The sequence below is a fragment of the Geodermatophilus bullaregiensis genome, assembly GCF_016907675.1.
GTDB classification, from domain to species: Bacteria; Actinomycetota; Actinomycetes; order Mycobacteriales; family Geodermatophilaceae; genus Geodermatophilus; species Geodermatophilus bullaregiensis.
Window position 1 is genome coordinate 4,259,635 of sequence record NZ_JAFBCJ010000001.1, and the last position, 17,278, is coordinate 4,276,912.

The window sequence follows — 17,278 nt, forward strand, 5'->3', positions numbered from 1 at the left end:
TTCACCGGCGGTGGCGCCGCCGGCCCGGGAGGACCGGCGGCTGTCTCGGCAGGGCGCCCCGTGGACGCCCGCGGCTGGAGGGCGCTGGGTGCCGCGGGCTCAGGACGCCTGCCCGCAGGAGACGCAGCCGGCCGCGAACGGGCGGAACTCCAGGCGCTCGCGGGGGATGGCGGACCCGCAGTGCACGCAGGTGCCGTAGGTGCCGGCGTCGAGCCGGTCCAGGGCCGCGTCGATCTCCTCGAGCGTGCGCAGCAGCGTGGCGGCCCGGCTGGTCGCCACCGGGTCGGGAACCGACGTGGCGGCCTCGGCCAGCGCCAGCTCCCGCTGCCGGAGGCAGTCGGCCCGCTGGGTCTGCAGCAGGCCCCGGAACGGCTCGAACGCCGTCGTCGGGGGCGCGGACGGGGTGGTGGTCATGGGTCTCTCCTGGAGTACGACGAGAACGCGTCCCGCGGGCGGGACGCGTCGAGATGTGCAGCCGAGGGGTCACCGGGACCGCGGCGGCGCCCTGTCCTGGCCGCGCCGACCGCGGGCGCGCGGACTCCTCGACGGCGCCGGCAGCCCGCCGCCGGTGACCGGCCACGGCGAGCGGTCGCGGGACGCCGCGCAGGACCCGCCGGGCACGGGGACGCGGGTGCCGGAGGGGAGGCGCGTGCGCGCGGTCATCCCTCGTCCCTCCCGTCGTCCATGGCGCCGGCTCTGCCGGTCACCCCGACCATGCCTCGCTCCCCTCTGCCGGGGAAGGGCAGCCGCCGGTGAACTCGGCGCGGCGGACCTTGCCGGTGCCCGGCAACCCGGACGGCGGGCCGGCTCCCCGGGTGCACACCGACCGCACCGGGGGCCGCGCGGGGTCGACGTCCCGCGCACGGGTCCCGGGGCGGTGCGGCTGCGCCGTCCGTTGCCAGGCGCCGTCGACCGGAGCATGGTCGGGCCGGCAGCAGGAGGTGGCCGGTGCTCGATGACCGCGAACGTGCCATCTGGGACGGCATCGTGCGCTGCTACGACCGCGAGGCCGACGAACCTCCCCCCGTCGGCCCGTCCCCGCCGGGGCGGCGGGAGCGGGACCCCCGGGAGCTGCCGGACGTGCCCGCTGCCGTCGCCGCGGGCCTCCGCGTGGCCATCGTCCTGGTCCTGCTGGGGTCGTCGGTCCCCGGGCTCGCGGTCGGCGCCGTCACCGCACTCGGGTGGCTCTGGTGGCGCCTCCGGCCGCGACCGGTCCGCGGAGCCCGGGTCACCGCCCCGGCCTGGCCGGCCGCCTGAGGGGCACGGCGGACGGCGCGGTCACCCGTCCTCGGGCGGCGGGCTGCCCGGCGGGACCGGGGCGTTGACGTCGAAGTGGACCCCCAGCATGCGGATGACGAAGCACAGGACCGCGGCGCCGACCGCGGCCACCGTCCCCCGGGTCCCGAGCAGCTCGGCGACGACGACGGCGGTGGCGCCGACGAGGGCCGGGACGGCGTAGAGCCCGCTGCTGAGCACCGACGGGACCCGGCGGGTGAGCACGTCGCGGATCGTGCCGCCGCCGACCGCCGTGATCGCGCCGACGATGACGGCCTGCGCGGGGCCGAAGCCGAGCCCGGTCGCCTTGAGGGCGCCGGTCACGGCGAAGAGGCTCAGCCCGGCGGCGTCCAGGACGTTGATGGTCCCGTTGATCCGCTCCAGGTGGGAGCCGGAGAGGAAGGCGATCAGCCCGCCGCCGGCGGCCACGGCCAGGTACCGCCAGTCGAGGAAGGTGGCGGGCGGCAGGCTGTCGAGGAACAGGTCACGGATGGTGCCGCCCCCGAGCGCGGTGATCATCCCGAGGGTGACGACACCGACGATGTCGAGGCGGGTGGCACGCAGGGCGGTCAGGGCGCCGTTGAGGGCGAAGGCGAACGTGCCGCCGAGGTCGAGGACCAGCGCCGTGGTTGCCATGGGGACGATCAGCTCCTGCGTGCCGTGGCGCCCGGGTCGCTCGGCGCTCCGTGCGGCGTCACCCTCCCAGGAGGGGAGAGCTCAGCGCGCGGCGGCCAGCGGCGGGTCCTCCGCGGCGGTCCCGCCGTACCGGTCCCGGCGGGCGTCGGCGGCCATGCGGTCGGACAGGGCGGCCGCGTCGGCGCCGACGAACCCGAGCAGCGCCGAGCCGCGGCAGGTCTGCCAGGGCAGGCCGAGGAAGTACAGCCCGGGCACGTCGGTGACACCGGCCTCGTGGCGGACCTGCCCGTCGACGACCACCCCGGGCACGTGCAGCCAGGAGTGGTCGGGCCGGAACCCGGTGGCCCACACGACCGCGTCGACCTCGACCGTGCTCCCGTCGGCGAAGGCGGCGGCGCGGCCGGCGAACCCGGTCAGCCGCGGCCGGACGTCGATGCCGCGGCGGCGCAGGGTGCGGGTGCGGCTGCCGATGACCAGGTCGCCGCGGGCGCGCAGCCGGCGGGCGAGGCGGGTGTGCGACGGGACGCCGAAGAACCCCGAGCGAGTCAGCCAGGTGAACAGGTCGCGGCCGAGGACCCGCTGCGGGAGCTCCAGCGGCCGGGAGCCGGCGGCGACGGTCACCGGCCGGGTGGCCGCCAGCTCGGCGGCGATCTGCAGGCCGGAGTTGGCCGCGCCGACGACGAGCACGCGGCCGGCGCCGGGGACCTGGGCCGGGTTGCGGTACCCGGCGCTGTGCAGCTGCGGCACCGCCGGGTCCAGCCGGCCGGCGACCGCGGGGACGAAGGGCGTCTGGAACGGGCCGGTGGCGACGACGACCTGCCGGGCGCGCAGCGTGCCGGAGGGCGTGGTGGCCGCGAACGCGCCGTCCTCGTCGCGGTGCAGCCGCAGCACCGGCGAGTCCAGCCGGACCGGCAGCCGGAAGTGGCGGGCGTAGGCGGCGAGGTAGTCGGCGACGTCGTCCTTGCCGGGGTGGGTGTCGGCCGCGGCGGGGAACGGCATCCCGGGCAGCGCGTCGTACTGGGCGGGGCTGAACAGGCGCAGCGAGTCCCAGCGGGAGCGCCAGGAGGAGCCGACCTCCGGGCCGGCGTCGAGCAGCAGGAAGTCGGCGTCGCGGCGGGCGAGGTGGTGACCGAGGGCGAGACCGGCCTGGCCGGCCCCGACGACGAGCACGTCGAGGGGCTCGCGGCCGCCGGGGGAGGTCGTCGGCGTGGGCATGGCGTCTCCTGACACGGCGTCGGTGGGTGCTCCGACCCGGACGCTAGGAGCGGGGGACCGGCGTCACGCCGGGAGAACCGCCGGGTTCCTCGCCGGGGCCGCGTCACAGGTCGATCGGGAGGGCGGTGAGCTCGGCGCGGGAGGTCACGGCGAGCTTGCCGAACACGTTGCGCAGGTGGAAGTCGACGGTGCGGGGGCTGACGAACAGCCGCGCGGCGGCGTCCCGGTTGGACAGTCCCTGCCGGACCAGGGCGGCCACCTGCCGCTCCTGCGGGGTGAGCTCGGTCGCGGTGGAGACGTCGCGGCGGCGGGCGGTCTCCCCGGAGGCGCGCAGCTCCTGCGCGGCGCGCTCGGCCCAGGGCGCGGCCCCGAGGTCGTCGAAGAGCGCGAGGGCGGCCCGCAGGTGCTCGCGGGCGTCGACCCGGCGGCGGGCGCGGCGCAGGTGCTCCCCGAGGGCGAGGTGGGTGCGGGCGCGGTCGGGCAGGCGCAGTGACCTCCCGTGCGCCGCCAGGGCGCGCCGGAAGTGCTCCTCGGCGGCGGCGCCGTCCCCGGCCAGCAGGGCCCGGCCGTGCTCGACGGCGGCCCGTGCGGACGGCGCGCCGGTCCCCGTGGCGAACGCGTCCAGCTCGTCCAGCCAGGCGCGGGCGAGGTCGGGCCGGCCGGCCCGGACGGCGGTCTCCAGCCGGTCGATCGCGGCCGTGCGGCGGAGCCCGGGGGAGCTGATCTGCTCCAGGTGGTGCAGCGCGGACGCCGGCTGCCCGGCACGCAGCCCGCGCGCCCAGCGCACCAGGTCGACGACGACCAGGTCGCTCAGCCCGATCGGGTGGGCCTCCCGGATCGCCGCCGCCTCGGCCAGGTGGCGGTCGGCGGCGTCGTCCCCGCGCAGGGCCGCGAGCACCGCGAGCTGGGCGGTCGGCAGCGCGGTCAGGCCGGGGTGGCCGGTACCGGCGGTCAGCGGCAGCGCCTCGGCCGCGGCGCCCGCGGCCTGTGTCCAGGCGCCGGTGGCGATCTGGAACTGCGCGCCGCGGGTGAGGGCGTGCTCGACCATGCTCAGTGCCCCGGCGCGGCGGGCGGCGGTCAGCTGCTCGGCGTGCAGCCGCAGCCCGCGCTCGTCGTCGTCGACCAGCATGGCCGCGACGCCCAGGTTGGGCTGCAGCACGTGGTCGTCGAGCGGGTCGGCGTCGGTGAGGGCGAAGGCGTCGCGGAAGCGGTCGGCGGCGGTGCCCCAGTCCTGCCGGGCGGCGGCGCGGAACCCGTGCAGCAGCGCGGAGGCGGCGCGGACGCGGGGTAGGGCGTCCGGTGCCGGAGGGGGCGCGAGCGCGGCCGGGTCGAACTGCCGGGGCGACCGGGCGCCGAAGGCGGCCAGCGAGGCGGCCAGCATCGCCAGCTGCCGGGCCAGCGCCACGTCGACGCCGGCGGCGACCTGCGCGGCGTGCACGACGTGGTCGTAGCCGTCGTCGAGCGAGCGGGTGTTCCACTCGATCGTCCCCTGCAGCGTGAGCAGCCGGGCGCGCAGCAGCGGCTCGGCCACGTCGGCCGCGGCGGCGGTCGCGAGCGCCGCCGCCCGTGACGGCTGCGCGCCCAGCCAGGCCGAGGACGCGGCCAGGTACAGCCGGCGGCCACGGGCCTCCCCGCTGCCGGAGAGCTCGGCCGCGCGGGCCCAGGCGGCCGCGGCGGCCTCGTGCCCGCCCCGCGCCGCGGCGCGCTCGGCGACGGCGTCCAGCGCGGCGACGACCTCGTCGTCGGGCCGGTCGACGGCGGCGGCCAGGTGCCAGGCCCGCCGGTCGGGATCGCCGCCGAGCACGTCGGCCAGGGCCCGGTGCGCGGCCCGCCGCTGGGTGCTGCTCGCCGCCCGGTAGACCGCGGAGCGCACCAGCGGGTGGTGGAGGGCGACGGCGTCCCCGTCGACCCGCAGCAGTCCCGTGCGCTCGATCTCGTCGAGGGCCTCGTCCCCGGCGTCCAGCCGCCCGGCGGCGTCGAGGACGACGGCCAGCCGCCCGGTGTCGTCCGTCGCGGCGACCAGCAGCAACCGCTGCGCCGGCCCGGTCAGCCGCCGGTGGCGGTCGAGGAACGCGCGCTCCACCCCGCCGGTGAGCGGCAGCCGCGCCGGCAGGGGGGTGCGGCCGGCCAGCTGGTCCCCGGTGAGTGCTCCGGACAGTTCTCGGAGCGCCAGCGGGTTGCCGCCGGTGGCGGCGACCAGCTGGTCCCGCACCGCGGGGTCGACGCCTGCGGGCGCGTGCGCGGCGAGCACCGCACCGGCCGCCTCGCCGGTGAGGCCACCGAGCTCGACGGTGGGCAGGTCGTCGGCGTCGAAGGTGCGGGCGTCGGCGTCGCGGGCGGCGAACAGCAGCGCCACGCGCTCGGCCTGCAGCCGGCGGGCCGCGAACAGCAGCGCCGCGGCCGAGGCGTCGTCGAGCCAGTGCGCGTCGTCGACGACGGCCAGCACCGGCCGCTGCTCGGCGGCGTCGGACAGCAGGCTCAGGGTCCCGAGGAACGCCAGGAACCGGTCGCCCTCGCCCTCGGCCTCACCCAGCGCGGCCCGCAGCGCCGCCTGCTGGGGCGACGGCAGGGCGTCGACGCGGGAGCGCAGCGGCCACAGCAGCCGCTGCAGCGCGGCGAAGGCCAGCGGGGACTCCGACTCCACCCCGCAGGTGCGCAGCACCGTCGTGTCCGGAGCCGCGGCCAGGGCGTCGGCCAGCAGCGTCGACTTGCCGGAGCCGGCCACGCCGCGCACGACGAGCGCGCCCCCGGTGCCGCCGCGGGCAGCGCCGAGCAGCGCGGCGATCGCCGCACGTTCGGCGTCCCGCCCGGTCAGCACGGCCCCAGACCGTAGCGACACCACCGGCGATCGCCCGCGGGTCGCCGCGCCGTCAGTCGAGCGCGGTGGCGGCCAGCTCGGTGCGGCTGCTGACGCCGAGCTTGGCGAAGACGTTGCGCAGGTGGAAGTCGACGGTGCGGGGGCTGACGTACAGCTGGGCGGCGACGTCGCGGTTGGGCAGCCCGCGCCGCACCAGGCGGGCCACCTGCAGCTCCTGCGGGGTGAGGTCCACGACGGTGGAGGGGTCGCGGCGGCGGGCGGTCTCCCCGGAGGCCCGCAGCTCCTGCCGTGCGCGGTCGGCCCACGGCCGCGCGCCGAGGTCCTCGAAGGTCTCGAGCGCGGCGCGCAGGTGGGCGCGTGCGTCGACGCGGCGGCGGGACCGGCGCAGGAAGGCGCCGTAGGCCAGCTGGGTGCGGGCCCGGTCGGGCCGGCGGTCGGTCACGGCGTGCGCGGCGAGCGCCCGCTCGAAGTGGCCGGCGGCCTCGGGTCCCTCGCCGAGCAGGGCCCGGCCGTGCTCGGCTCCGGCCTGCGCCCACGCGGAGCCGGTCGCGTCGGCGAAGGCGGCCAGCTCCGCCACCCAGTCGCCCGCCAGCTCGGGCCGGCCCGCCCGGACGGCGGCCTCGATGCGCTCGGTCGCGGCCAGCCGGCGGGTGATGGGGGACCGGATCTGCTCCAGCCGGTGCAGGGCGGCCGGGGGGTCGGCGGCGTCGCGCACGCCGCGGGCCCACTGCAGCACGTCGGGCACCACCTCGGCGAGGATGCCCAGCGGGTGGTCGGTGCAGATCCGCTCGGCGTCGGCGAGGTGCTGCTCGACCGTCTCGTCGCCGCGCAGCGCCGCCAGCAGCGCGAGCCAGGCGGTGGGCAGTGCGGCCAGCCCCCGGTGCCCGGAGTGGTCGGCCAGCGGCAGTGCCTCGGCGGCCGCGGCGCGGGCCGCGGTCCACCGCCCGGTGGCCAGCTCGGCGAAGCCGACGCGCGTCAGCGAGTAGAGGATCATCAGGACGGCGCCGGTGCTGCGGGCACGGGCCAGCAGCTGCTCGTGGTAGTGCCGGGTCCGCGCGTCGTCGCCCAGGTGGAGCGCGGCGATGCCCAGGTTGGGCAGCAGGTCCAGGTCCTCCTCGGCGAGGTCCTCGGCGAGGGTGAAGGCCTCGGCCAGCGGTGGCACCGCGGCCGTCCAGTCCCCGCGGACGGCCGCGTCGAGGCCGTACAGCAGGTCGGAGAAGCAGCGGGCGCGCAGCGGCGCACCGGGCCCGGGCGGCGGGACGAGGGCGGTCGGGTCCGCGGTGCCGGTCCGGTGCGCGCCGAAGGCCTCGAGCGCGACGGCGAACATCGCCATCTCCCGGGCGCGCTGGGAGTCGTGCGGCGCGACCTCCGCGGCGGCCTCGAGCACCATCCGGCGGCCGGTGTCCAGCGACCCGGTGTTCCACTCGATGCGGGCCCGCAACCGCAGGACGTCGGAGCGCAGCAGCGGATCGCCGGCCTGGGCGGCGGCAGCGTCGACGAGTGCCCGCGCGCGGACGGGCTGCGCGGCCAACCACGCCGCCCGGGCGGCCGCGTACAGCCGTCCGGCCTGGGCGTCGCCGGCCGGCGAGAGCTCGGCGGCCCGTTCCCACGCGGACGCGGCCGCCTCCAGGCCGCCCCGCGCCCGGGCTCGTTCCGCGGCGGCGTCCAGCTCGGCGACGACCGCCTCGTCCGGTTCGAGGACCGATGCGGCCAGGTGCCAGGCGCGCCGGTCGGCCTCCCCCGGGCCGGACAGCGCGGCGGCGAGCGCGCGGTGCGCCTGCCGGCGCTCGGTGCTGGTGGCGGCGCCGTACACCGCCGAGCGCACCAGCGGGTGCCGCAGGTCGACGGCGGCCTCCCGGACGCGCAGCAGCCCGGAGCGCTCGGCGGTCGCCAGCGCCTCCTCGTCGGCTCCCAGGGAGGTGGCCGCCTGCCGCACGACCCGCGCCCGCCCGGAGTCGTCGGCGGCCGCGACCAGCAGCACCGTCCGCGCCGGGCCGGGCAGCCGCCGGTAGCGGTCGAGGAAGGCCCGCTCGACGCCCTCGGTCAGCGGCAGGCGGTCGGGCAGCCGGACCCGGCCGGACAGCTGCTCCGGCGTCAGGACCTCGGCCAGCTCGACCAGGGCGAGCGGGCTGCCGCCGGTGCTGGCGAGCAGCGCGTCGCGCACGTCCGGGGGGACGGCGACGGCGGCGCGGGCGCTGAGCAGCTGCCCGGCGGCGTCGGCGTCGAGGCCGCCGACGACGAGCCGGGGGAGGTCGCCGCTGTCGAAGGTGCGGACGTCGGCGTCGCGGGCGGCGAACAGCAGGGCGACCCGCTCCACCTGCAGCCGGCGGGCGACGAACAGCAGCGCCGCGGCCGAGGCGTCGTCGAGCCAGTGCGCGTCGTCGACGACGGCGAGCACCGGCCGGTGCTGTCCGGCGTCGGCCAGGACGCTCAACGCCGCCAGGAAGACGAGGAACCGGTCGCCGGGGCCGTCGTCGGTCTCGCCCAGGGCGGCCCGCAGCGCGCGGGCCTGCGGCTGCGGCAGGTGCTGCACGCAGTCGGCCAGGACCGGGCGCAGCAGGCGCTGCAGCGCGGCGAACGCGAGCGGCGACTCCGACTCCAGGCCCTGGGTGCGGAGGACCGTCATCCCCTCGGCCCGGGCCAGCGCGTCCGCCAGCAGGGCCGACTTGCCCACGCCGGGCGGCCCGGTGAGGACCAGCGCGCCACCGCGGCCGGCCCGCGCCGCGTCGACGAGCGCCGCGATGGCCGCGCGCTCGCGGTCCCGGCCGGCCAGCACGCCGCGACCCTAGTGCGATCCGGCACCGGATCGGCCCGATCCGGTGCGGAGGTGCCGTCCCGGCGCAGATCCCGGCGGTTTCCCCGGTGAGAGGTCCCCACCCCGGCACCGACCCTGGTCCCCGACCGCAGCACCACCCGTCCGACCGAGGAGTCCCCATGCTCTCCAGCACGCCCCGCAGCTTCATCGGCTCGACGACCTTCACCGTCACCGGCATGACCTGCGAGCACTGCCGGCGCGCGGTCACCGAGGAGATCTCGGGCGTCGACGGCGTCGAGTCGGTCCGCGTCGACCTGGCCACCGGCTCGGTCACCGTCACCGCCGCCCGACCCGTCGACCGCGCCGACATCGCCGCCGCCGTCGACGAGGCCGGCTACGCCCTCGTCCCGTGACCCCCGCCCGACCCGATCCCTACCGGAGGCCCGCCGTGTCCAGCACCGTCCCCACCCAGACCGCGACCGCCGCGCACCCCGAGCCCGCGCCACACACCGCACACCACCTCAGCGCGGGGAAGTTCGCCCGGCACTTCGCCGAGATGGTCGTGGCGATGGCCGTCGGCATGGTGGCGCTGCACCCGGTGTGGACGTTCGTCCTCGACGCCCTCGGTGCCGCCGAGCTGATGCGCAACCCGTACACGGGCGCGCTGATCATGGCCACGAACATGACCGTCGCCATGTCCGCGTGGATGAAGGTCCGCGGCCACCGCTGGCGGCCGATCGCCGAGATGGGCGCGGCGATGTACCTGCCGTTCCTGGTGCTGTTCGTGCCGTTCGCGCTCGGGCTCGTCGACGAGGGCGCCCTGCTGCTCTGGGGCCACGTCCTCATGCTCCCGGCGATGGCCGCGGCGATGCTGCTGCGCCCGCACGAGTACGCCTCCTGCTGAGGCCGACCGCGGCGGCGGGAGCCGTCCCAGCCGTACCCGCCGCCGCGACCGCCCCGACCGGCGCCGACGCGGCCGCCCGGGGCCGACCCCGCCGTCCGGCGAACCCGGTGGTTCTCCCGGTCCGAGCCGGGAGCCCGCCGCCGAGCATCGGTCCCACCCAGGACCACGTCCGACCAGGAGATCCGCCATGACGACGACCGCGCCGCCGCCCGCGGCGACCGAGGCCACCACCGCGTGCACGCTGGAGATCGGTGGCATGACCTGCGCCTCGTGCGTGGGCCGGGTGGAGAAGGCCCTCGACCGGGTGGACGGCGTGTCCGCCGCGGAGGTCAACCTGGCCACCGAGGTCGCCACCGTCCGCTTCGACCCGTGGCAGGTGGGCCTCGACGAGCTCACTGCCGCGGTGGCCCGTGCCGGCTACACCGCGACCCCGCGCCGCGAGGCCCAGCCGGCGACCGCGCCGGCCGAGGTCCCCGACGCCCACGACGACGACCACCTGACCGCGCTGAAGCGCAAGTGGCAGGTCACCCTCGCCGTCGGGCTCGGGCTGATGGTCCTGATGTACGTGCCGCTGTACCTGGACACGATGGACTGGCTGATGCCGCGATCCTCGTGGTCGCGACCGTCGTGCAGTCCTGGGCCGGCCGCGACGTCTACCGCGCCGCGTGGACGGCGGCCCGGCACCGGTCGACGAACATGAACACCCTCGTCGCGCTGGGCACCGGGGTCGCCTACCTCTACAGCGCGTTCGTCACCCTGTGGCCCGCCGCGGCCGAGCGCTGGGGACTGCCGCTGCACGTCTACTTCGAGACGTCGCTGGTCATCCTCGCGCTCGTCCTGGCCGGGCGGTGGATGGAGGGCCGGGCCAAGAAGCGCACGGCCGCCGCCATCACCGCGCTGGTGGGCCTGGCCCCGAAGACCGCGCGGGTGCTGCGCGACGGCAGCGAGGTCGACGTCCCGGTCGAGCAGGTCGTCGTCGGCGACCTGGTGCGGGTGCGGCCGGGGGAGAAGGTGCCGGTCGACGGCGTCGTCACCGACGGCGACACCGCGGTCGACGAGAGCATGCTGACCGGCGAGAGCCTGCCGGTGGACAAGGCGGCCGGCGACACGGTCATCGGCGCGACGCTCAACCGCACCGGCACGGTGGTGCTGCGGGCCACCGCGGTCGGTGAGGACACCGCGCTGGCGCAGATCGTCCGCCTGGTCGAGGACGCGCAGGGCGCGAAGGTGCCGATGCAGCGCCTCGCCGACCGGGTCTCGGCCTGGTTCGTCCCGATCGTGCTGCTGCTGGCCGCGGCGACGTTCGTCGCGTGGGCGCTGCTCGGCCCGGACACCGGCCGGCTCACGATGGCGATCACCACCACGATCGCCGTGCTGATCATCGCCTGCCCGTGCGCGCTGGGCCTGGCCACCCGACCGCGGTCATGGTCGGCACCGGGCGGGCCGCCGAGCTGGGCATCCTCATCGGCAACGGCGACGCGCTGGAGACCGCCCGCCGGGTCACCGCCGTCGTCCTGGACAAGACCGGCACCATCACCCGCGGGAAGCCGTCACTGACCGCGGTGACCACCGCCGGCGGCTGGACCGAGGACGACGTACTGACCCTGGTCGCCGGCGCGGAGACCGGCAGCGAGCACCCCGTCGCCGAGGCGATCGTCGCCGCCGCCACCGCCCGCGGGCTGCGCCGGCCTCCGCTGGACTCCTTCGACGCCGTCCCCGGCCACGGCATCGACGCCGTCGTCGACGGCCGGCACGTGCTGGCCGGCAACCGGGCGCTGATGGACGCGCGGGGCGTGGACGTGTCCGTGCTGGCCGGCGCCGCCGCCGGTGCGGCCGCGGCCGGGCAGACCCCGATGTTCGTCGCCGTCGACGGGCGTCCCGCCGCGACGATCGCCGTCGCGGACACGGTCAAGCCCGAGTCCGCCGAGGCCGTCGCCCAGCTGCACGCGCTGGGCGTGCAGGTGTGGATGCTGACCGGGGACGACGCCGCCACCGCCCGGGCGATCGCCGACCAGGTGGGCATCGAGCACGTGCTCGCCGAGGTGCTGCCGGCCCAGAAGGCGGCGGAGGTCCGCCGGCTGCAGGAGCAGGGGCACGTCGTCGCGATGGCCGGCGACGGCGTCAACGACGCCGCGGCCCTGTCGGCGGCCGACGTCGGCATCGCGATCGGCACCGGCGCGGACGTCGCCGTCGCTGCCTCCGACGTCACCCTCGTCGGCGGCGACCTGCGCGGCATCGTCTCGGCCATCGCCCTGTCCCGGCGCACGGTGGCGACGATGAAGCAGGGCCTGGCCTGGGCCTTCGGCTACAACCTGCTGCTGATCCCGGTCGCCGCCGGCGCGCTGTACGCCTGGGACGGGCTGCTGCTCGACCCGGTGCTGGCCAGCGCGGCCATGGCCATGAGCTCGGTCAGCGTGCTGACCAACGCGCTGCGGCTGCGCCGGTTCCGCCGTCCGGCCACGGTGGCCGAGATCCTGCACCCGCCGGTGCGGGCGCGGATCGGCCAGTACGCCTACCTGACCGGGGTCGCCGTCGTCGCCCTCGCCCTCGGCGCCGGCCTGACCGCGGTCAGCCGGATGGACGCCGCCGAGCGCGGCATGAACGGCACGCTGGCGTGGGTGCAGGGCACCGGCATGCCGATGCGCCCGGCGATGAGCGAGATGATGACCGCCGAGGTGCCGCCGGCCGACGCTGCCGAGGCCGGGGTCGAGGTGCGGCTCGAGCTGCCCGCGCAGGTCCGGCCCGGCGAGTCCACGCGGCTGGTCGCCACCGTCGTCGACGCCGCCTCCGGCGAGCCCGTCGAGGACCTCACCCGCAGCCACGAGGCGTGGATGCACCTCATCGCCACCCGCGAGGACCTCGGCACGTTCACGCACGTCCACCCGCAGCCGACCGGCACCCCCGGGCAGCTGGCCGTCGACGTCACGTTCCCGACCCCCGGCCGGTACGTCGTCAACACCGAGTTCCGGCGGCAGGGCGAGATGGGCGACGTCCACCAGCGGCAGGTGGTCACCGTGGCCGGCACCGCTCCGGAGCCGGTGGCCCTGACCGTCGGGCCGCGCAGCGTGGTCGTCGACGGCGTGCGGGTCGAGCTCGAGGGGAGTGCGGTGGCCGGAGAGGTCAGCGACCTGGACCTCGTGCTCACCGACGCGGCGACCGGCCGGCCGGTCGACGACCTGCAGCCCTACCTCGCCGCCGCCGGCCACGTCGTGGTGGTGCGCGCCGACGGCGAGACCTTCGCCCACGAGCACGCCGAGGTGACCGACGACCGCGGCCGGCCGGTCTTCGCCCTGCCCGGCCAGACGTTCGGCCCCGAGCTCGACGTCCACGCCGAGTTCCCGACCGCCGGGACCTACCGGCTGTGGGCCCAGTTCCGCCTCGCCGGCGGAGACGTGATCACCGTGCCGTTCACCGTGCAGGCCGCCTGAGCCCCGCGGTGCCGACCCCCGCGAGCCGCGCACCGGCTCGTCGGGGGTCACGTCGCCGTCGAGCGCATGAGCCGTGACGAGGCGTTGACACCGCCGTGACGGAGCCCGGCCTAGCGTGGCGCAGCGGACGATCCACGCGAGCCGGGCACCCGCCGGGTGCGGCTCCCACCCGGGTCGCCGAGGGGACGTGGCCGCGGGCAGGTCCGGTGCACCGGATCACGGGAACGGGAACGGGAGAGACCGATGGCGAGCTTGATCGCGAGGGTCACGTCCGCCAGCACGCGGGCCCCGCTGGCCGACCTCCTCACCGCTCCCGTCGGGCTGGACGTGTGGGAGGTCGAGCCCGATCACCTGGTGGTCCAGGCCGACGAGGCCCAGGCCGCCCGGTTGCAGGCCATGGGGTACGGCGTCGAGCAGCTGCAGACGGTCGACCCCTATCTGTCGGCGTTCGCGACCGACGCCGCGGCGACCGGCTACCACACGGCGGCGAGCCTGGAGCAGGACCTGCGGCGCCTGGCCGACCAGCACCCGGAGATCGCCGAGCTGCACGAGATCGGGCGCAGCGTGGAGGGCCGTCCGCTGTGGGCCCTGCGCATCGGCGAGCGCCGGGGCAGCACCCGCAAGGTCGCCTTCCTGGGCTGTCACCACGCGCGGGAGTGGATCTCCGTCGAGGTCCCCTACCGGCTGGCCGAGCACCTGCTGCAGAACTCCTCGTCCGACCCGGTGCAGGGCTGGCTGCAGCAGGGCGAGGTCTGGGTCGCGCCGATGGTCAACCCGGACGGGCACGAGTACACGCAGACCCCGCCGAACCGGCTGTGGCGCAAGAATCGGCGCCGGAACCACGACGGCACCGTCGGCGTCGACCCCAACCGCAACTACGGCTACATGTGGGGCACGCTGAGGAACAACACCTCCAGCCACGTCCCCGCGGACGAGACGTACGTCGGCCCCCGCGCCTTCTCCGAGCCGGAGGTGCGCGCCGTGCGCGACCTGGTCGCCCGGGAGCTGTTCGGCGGCGTGCTCACCTACCACAGCTACTCGCAGCTGATCCTGTACCCGTGGGGCCACACCACCGAGCCGATCAGGGACGCGGCCGACCTGGGCGAGGTGCGCGACCTGGCCGAGGAGATGGAACGGTCGATCGCGAAGGTGCACGGCAGGACCTACACCGCGAAGCAGTCCTCGGGGTTGTACCTGACCGCGGGAGACACCACCGACTGGACCTACGGCGAGTACGACGCGGTGTCCCTCACCGTCGAACTGCGCCCAGCCACCTGGGAGGAGGGCGGGTTCATCCTGCCGGCCGAGCAGATCACACCGTGCTGGGAGGAGAACCGGCCTGCGGCACTGGAGTTCCTCCAGCGGGTCCTCCACCGGCCCCGGGACGGTGTGCGTGGGGACGGGTGAGGAGACGTGGATCGCCCGCCTGACGCCGGCTCCGGGCACCAGCGTCGCGGACCTGCTCGCCATGCCGCTGGGCCTCGACGTCTGGGAGCGCCACACCGACTCCCTCGTGGTCGCCGCCGCGGACGGGGACCTCGACGAGCTGGAACGGCGGCGGCTGGCGCGGGTCGAGCGCGTGACCACGACGGCGCAGTACCTGGCGCAGGAGCGGGATCGCCCACCGGCCGGGGACGAGGTCTGACGCCCCGGCCCCGCCGGCGTCAGGACGGCCGGCAGATGCAGCCCCTCGTGATCGCCCCCGTGAGGGTGGCGCGGCAGAACCGCAGTCCGATGGCGTCGTGGTCGGACGTCGCGTGCGGGCACGCGTCGCACGCGGGGCCACCCAGGGACGGGGCGTCGGTGCGCAGGCGGGGGAGGGCGGTGGGGGCCACGGGACGACGGCCTGACTCCGCCGGGACGGCGGTGTTGACGAGCGTCGGGTCCGGCACCGCCCGGGAGGCGGCGCACGAGGGGGACCGACGACCCCACGCTACGCCGGGCGCCGCGTCGTCCCCCTGCTCGACGGCGCCCGGCGCAGCGCGGGCGGTTACGGGCTCTCGGTGGGGTAGCCCTCCTCGTCCATCCGCCGGATCACCCGCGGGTCGAGCCGCCCCTCGCCCACGGCGGCGTCGACCTCCACGTCCACGACCGCGCCGTGCTCGTGCATCCACCGGTCGGCGCGCTGCTCGGCAGCCACGCCCTCCTGCGTCAGGTGGGCATCGCCGATCACCCTGCGCCGGACGAGGTAGGCCACCAGGACCAGCGCCCAGGCCAGCAGGCTGAGCAGCAGCTGCGACCGCGTGCTCTCCCGGACGAACATCAGCACCAGGATCGCGACGATCGAGGCCGCCGTGAGCAGCGTGAGGACGGGGAAGAACCACATCTTCACCTTGAGCCGCTCGGGCGGGATGGTCGGCCGCATCCGCAGCTCGGAGAGGCTGATCAGCAGGTAGACGAACAGGATGATCGCGCCGGAGGAGTTGAGCAGGAACAGGAAGACCGTCTCCGGCGAGATGTAGGCGGCGATCACGCAGAGGAACCCGACGACGCTGGACGAGAGGATCGCCCACGCAGGGACACCACGCCGGTTGATCGACAGCATCCGGCCGGGTGCCTCGTGCCGGGCGGCGAGCACGAACAGCATGCGGGAGGCCGTATAGAGGCCGGAGTTCAGGCAGGACAGGACGGCGGTGAGCACGACCGCGTTCATGATCTCGGCCGCTGCCGGGATGCCCATCTCCTCCATCGCGGCCACGTAGGGCGAGTCACCGAGCTCCGTGGAGTTCCACGGCAGGATGGTGGCCAGCAGGAAGATGGAGCCGACGTAGAAGATCAGGATCCGGAAGACGACGGAGTTGGTCGCCCGTGCGATGCCGCGCTCCGGCTCGTCGGACTCCGCGGCGGCGATGGTCGCGATCTCGGCACCGACCATCGAGAAGACCACGATGACGATGCCCGAGAAGAGCGTGCCGACGCCGTTGGGGAAGAGGCCGCCGTGCGCGGTGAGGTTCGAGAAGTCGAGGTCACGGTCCGGCCACAGCCCCAGGACGAACAGCGCGCCCAGGGCGATGAACGCGACGATCGCGAGGACCTTGACGCCGGCGAACCAGTACTCGAACTCCCCGTAGGAGGCCACCGAGAACAGGTTGGTCGCCGTCATGAGCACCATCAGGACCAGCGCCATGAGCCACAGCGGGACGTCGGGCAGCCAGCGCTGCAGGATCGCCGCCCCGGCCACGGCCTCGAAGCCGACGACGATGACCCAGAAGTACCAGTACAGCCAGCCGACGCTGAAGCCGGCCCAGCCGCCGAGGGACTGCCGTGCGTAGTCCGCGAAGGACCCGGTCGAGGGGTTGGCGACGGCCATCTCGCCGAGCATCCGCATGACCATGACGATCAGGACGCCGGTGATGGCGTAGGTGAGGAAGGCGGCCGGGCCGACCTCGCCGATGATCGCGCCGGAGCCGACGAACAGGCCGGCACCGATGACGCCCCCGATCGCGATCATCGTCAGATGCCGCTGCTTCAGGCCTTTCTGGAGGTCGCCGCCTTCGGCAGCAGGACCGTGGGCCATGTCCGCTCCTCTCGTCCTGGACGTGCGTCCGTGGGAGGGGTCGGAGGGCGTCAGCACCGGTCTCGGCTGAGTCGTGAGCATCCTGCTGCGGCAACCGGGGCACCGCCAGCCGGAGCACGTCCTGTCACGCGGTGTTCACACGGACCGCCTCCGTGGACCTGGTGGACGGGCCCGCTGCGTCCGGCGTCCCGCTCCGGGCATGCCCGACCGGCCGGCGCCGGGTGCCGCCCCGTGCTCGAGCAGCGGCCGGGTGCGCCACGGCACCAGCTCCGAGAGCGCGACGACGCTGGTGGAGCGCACCACGGCCGGCGAGCGGTTGAGGTCGACGAGGACCTGCTGCAGCTCCTCGTGCGAGCCGGCGGCCACCCGGCACAGCACGTCGCCTTGGCCGGTGGTGGCGTGCGCCTCCAGGACGGCGGGGATGGCCTCGAGGTCGCGCCGCACGTCGTCGATCGCGCCCTGGGCGATCTCCAGCGTCACGAACGCCTGGACGCCGAAGCCGGCCGCCCCGACGTCGACCTGCGGCCCGTAGCCGGTGACGACGCCGCTGGCGGCCAGCCGCTGCAGCCGCGCGGACACGGTGCCCCGGGCCACCCCGGTGACGCGGGCCAGCTCGAGGTCCCCGGCGCGGGGGTGGTCCTCGAGTGCGGCCAGCAGCGCCACGTCGAGCGCGTCGAGCGCCGTCCTGTCGGTCATCGGTCGTCCCCCTCGCTCGGCCCTGGGGTGGGCA

General features: G+C 76.4%; 16 protein-coding genes. 8 read left to right on the top strand and 8 right to left on the bottom strand.

The features are described from left to right. Positions 1 to 99 precede the first annotated feature (99 nt). Positions 100 to 414 (bottom strand): TraR/DksA family transcriptional regulator, encoded by a 315-nt coding sequence (locus tag JOD57_RS20490; protein WP_204693697.1) that lies wholly within the window; start codon positions 412 to 414, stop codon positions 100 to 102. A 534-nt stretch (positions 415 to 948) separates the two neighbouring features. Here JOD57_RS20490 and JOD57_RS20495 point away from each other — a divergent pair. Beyond that, positions 949 to 1,257, top strand: coding sequence for a hypothetical protein (locus JOD57_RS20495; protein WP_204693698.1), 309 nt, complete (start codon positions 949 to 951; stop codon positions 1,255 to 1,257). Between the two features lie 21 nt (positions 1,258 to 1,278). Here the strand turns inward: JOD57_RS20495 and JOD57_RS20500 are convergent, their stop codons facing one another. From JOD57_RS20500 to JOD57_RS20515, 4 genes are all read right to left on the bottom strand, one after another. After that, on the bottom strand, positions 1,279 to 1,911 hold the full coding sequence (locus tag JOD57_RS20500) for a trimeric intracellular cation channel family protein (protein ID WP_204693699.1): 633 nt from the start codon (positions 1,909 to 1,911) through the stop codon (positions 1,279 to 1,281). An 81-nt stretch (positions 1,912 to 1,992) separates the two neighbouring features. Then, positions 1,993 to 3,126 (bottom strand): flavin-containing monooxygenase, encoded by a 1,134-nt coding sequence (locus tag JOD57_RS20505; RefSeq protein ID WP_204693700.1) that lies wholly within the window; start codon positions 3,124 to 3,126, stop codon positions 1,993 to 1,995. Between the two features lie 103 nt (positions 3,127 to 3,229). Beyond that, a complete protein-coding gene (locus JOD57_RS20510) occupies positions 3,230 to 5,944 on the bottom strand; it encodes an AAA family ATPase (protein ID WP_204693701.1) in 2,715 nt (904 codons plus the stop codon). Between the two features lie 52 nt (positions 5,945 to 5,996). Continuing rightward, complete coding sequence (locus JOD57_RS20515) at positions 5,997 to 8,720, bottom strand: ATP-binding protein (RefSeq protein WP_204693702.1); 2,724 nt, start codon at positions 8,718 to 8,720, stop codon at positions 5,997 to 5,999. Positions 8,721 to 8,878: 158 nt separating this feature from the next. Between JOD57_RS20515 and JOD57_RS20520 the strand changes: the two genes are divergently transcribed. The 7 genes from JOD57_RS20520 to JOD57_RS20540 all read left to right on the top strand — a co-directional run bounded on the left by JOD57_RS20520 (position 8,879) and on the right by JOD57_RS20540 (position 14,676). Beyond that, on the top strand, positions 8,879 to 9,112 hold the full coding sequence (locus JOD57_RS20520; protein ID WP_204693703.1) for a heavy-metal-associated domain-containing protein: 234 nt from the start codon (positions 8,879 to 8,881) through the stop codon (positions 9,110 to 9,112). Positions 9,113 to 9,147: 35 nt separating this feature from the next. Beyond that, entirely contained in the window at positions 9,148 to 9,603 is a 456-nt protein-coding gene (locus JOD57_RS20525) for a hypothetical protein (RefSeq protein ID WP_204693704.1), read from the top strand. A 187-nt stretch (positions 9,604 to 9,790) separates the two neighbouring features. Next, a complete protein-coding gene (locus tag JOD57_RS25760) occupies positions 9,791 to 10,303 on the top strand; it encodes a cation transporter (RefSeq protein WP_239568694.1) in 513 nt (170 codons plus the stop codon). Then, positions 10,216 to 11,160, top strand: coding sequence for an HAD-IC family P-type ATPase (locus JOD57_RS25765; RefSeq protein ID WP_307824819.1), 945 nt, complete (start codon positions 10,216 to 10,218; stop codon positions 11,158 to 11,160). Before JOD57_RS25760 ends, JOD57_RS25765 begins: the two co-directional genes overlap by 88 nt. After that, positions 11,067 to 13,031 carry an HAD-IC family P-type ATPase gene (locus JOD57_RS25770; protein ID WP_307824947.1) on the top strand — a complete coding sequence of 655 codons (1,965 nt, stop codon included), beginning with the start codon at positions 11,067 to 11,069 and terminating at the stop codon, positions 13,029 to 13,031. Before JOD57_RS25765 ends, JOD57_RS25770 begins: the two co-directional genes overlap by 94 nt. A gap of 243 nt (positions 13,032 to 13,274) precedes the next feature. Continuing rightward, positions 13,275 to 14,438: a M14 family metallopeptidase gene (locus JOD57_RS20535; RefSeq protein WP_204693705.1), complete on the top strand. Its 1,164-nt coding sequence runs from the start codon at positions 13,275 to 13,277 to the stop codon at positions 14,436 to 14,438. Then, positions 14,425 to 14,676, top strand: a complete 252-nt coding sequence (locus JOD57_RS20540) for a hypothetical protein (RefSeq protein WP_204693706.1) — start codon at positions 14,425 to 14,427, stop codon at positions 14,674 to 14,676. The genes JOD57_RS20535 and JOD57_RS20540 overlap by 14 nt, the downstream gene beginning before the upstream one ends. 19 nt (positions 14,677 to 14,695) lie before the next feature. Here JOD57_RS20540 and JOD57_RS27370 read toward each other — a convergent pair whose 3' ends face one another. From JOD57_RS27370 to JOD57_RS20555, 3 genes are all read right to left on the bottom strand, one after another. Further along, positions 14,696 to 14,923, bottom strand: coding sequence for an RGCVC family protein (locus tag JOD57_RS27370; protein ID WP_372440265.1), 228 nt, complete (start codon positions 14,921 to 14,923; stop codon positions 14,696 to 14,698). Between the two features lie 98 nt (positions 14,924 to 15,021). Then, a complete protein-coding gene (locus JOD57_RS20550; RefSeq protein WP_372440266.1) occupies positions 15,022 to 16,629 on the bottom strand; it encodes an amino acid permease in 1,608 nt (535 codons plus the stop codon). A gap of 54 nt (positions 16,630 to 16,683) precedes the next feature. Continuing rightward, the gene (locus tag JOD57_RS20555; RefSeq protein WP_204693709.1) at positions 16,684 to 17,244 is read right to left on the bottom strand and encodes an Lrp/AsnC family transcriptional regulator; all 561 of its coding nucleotides are present in this window, start codon (positions 17,242 to 17,244) and stop codon (positions 16,684 to 16,686) included. Positions 17,245 to 17,278: the final 34 nt, after the last annotated feature.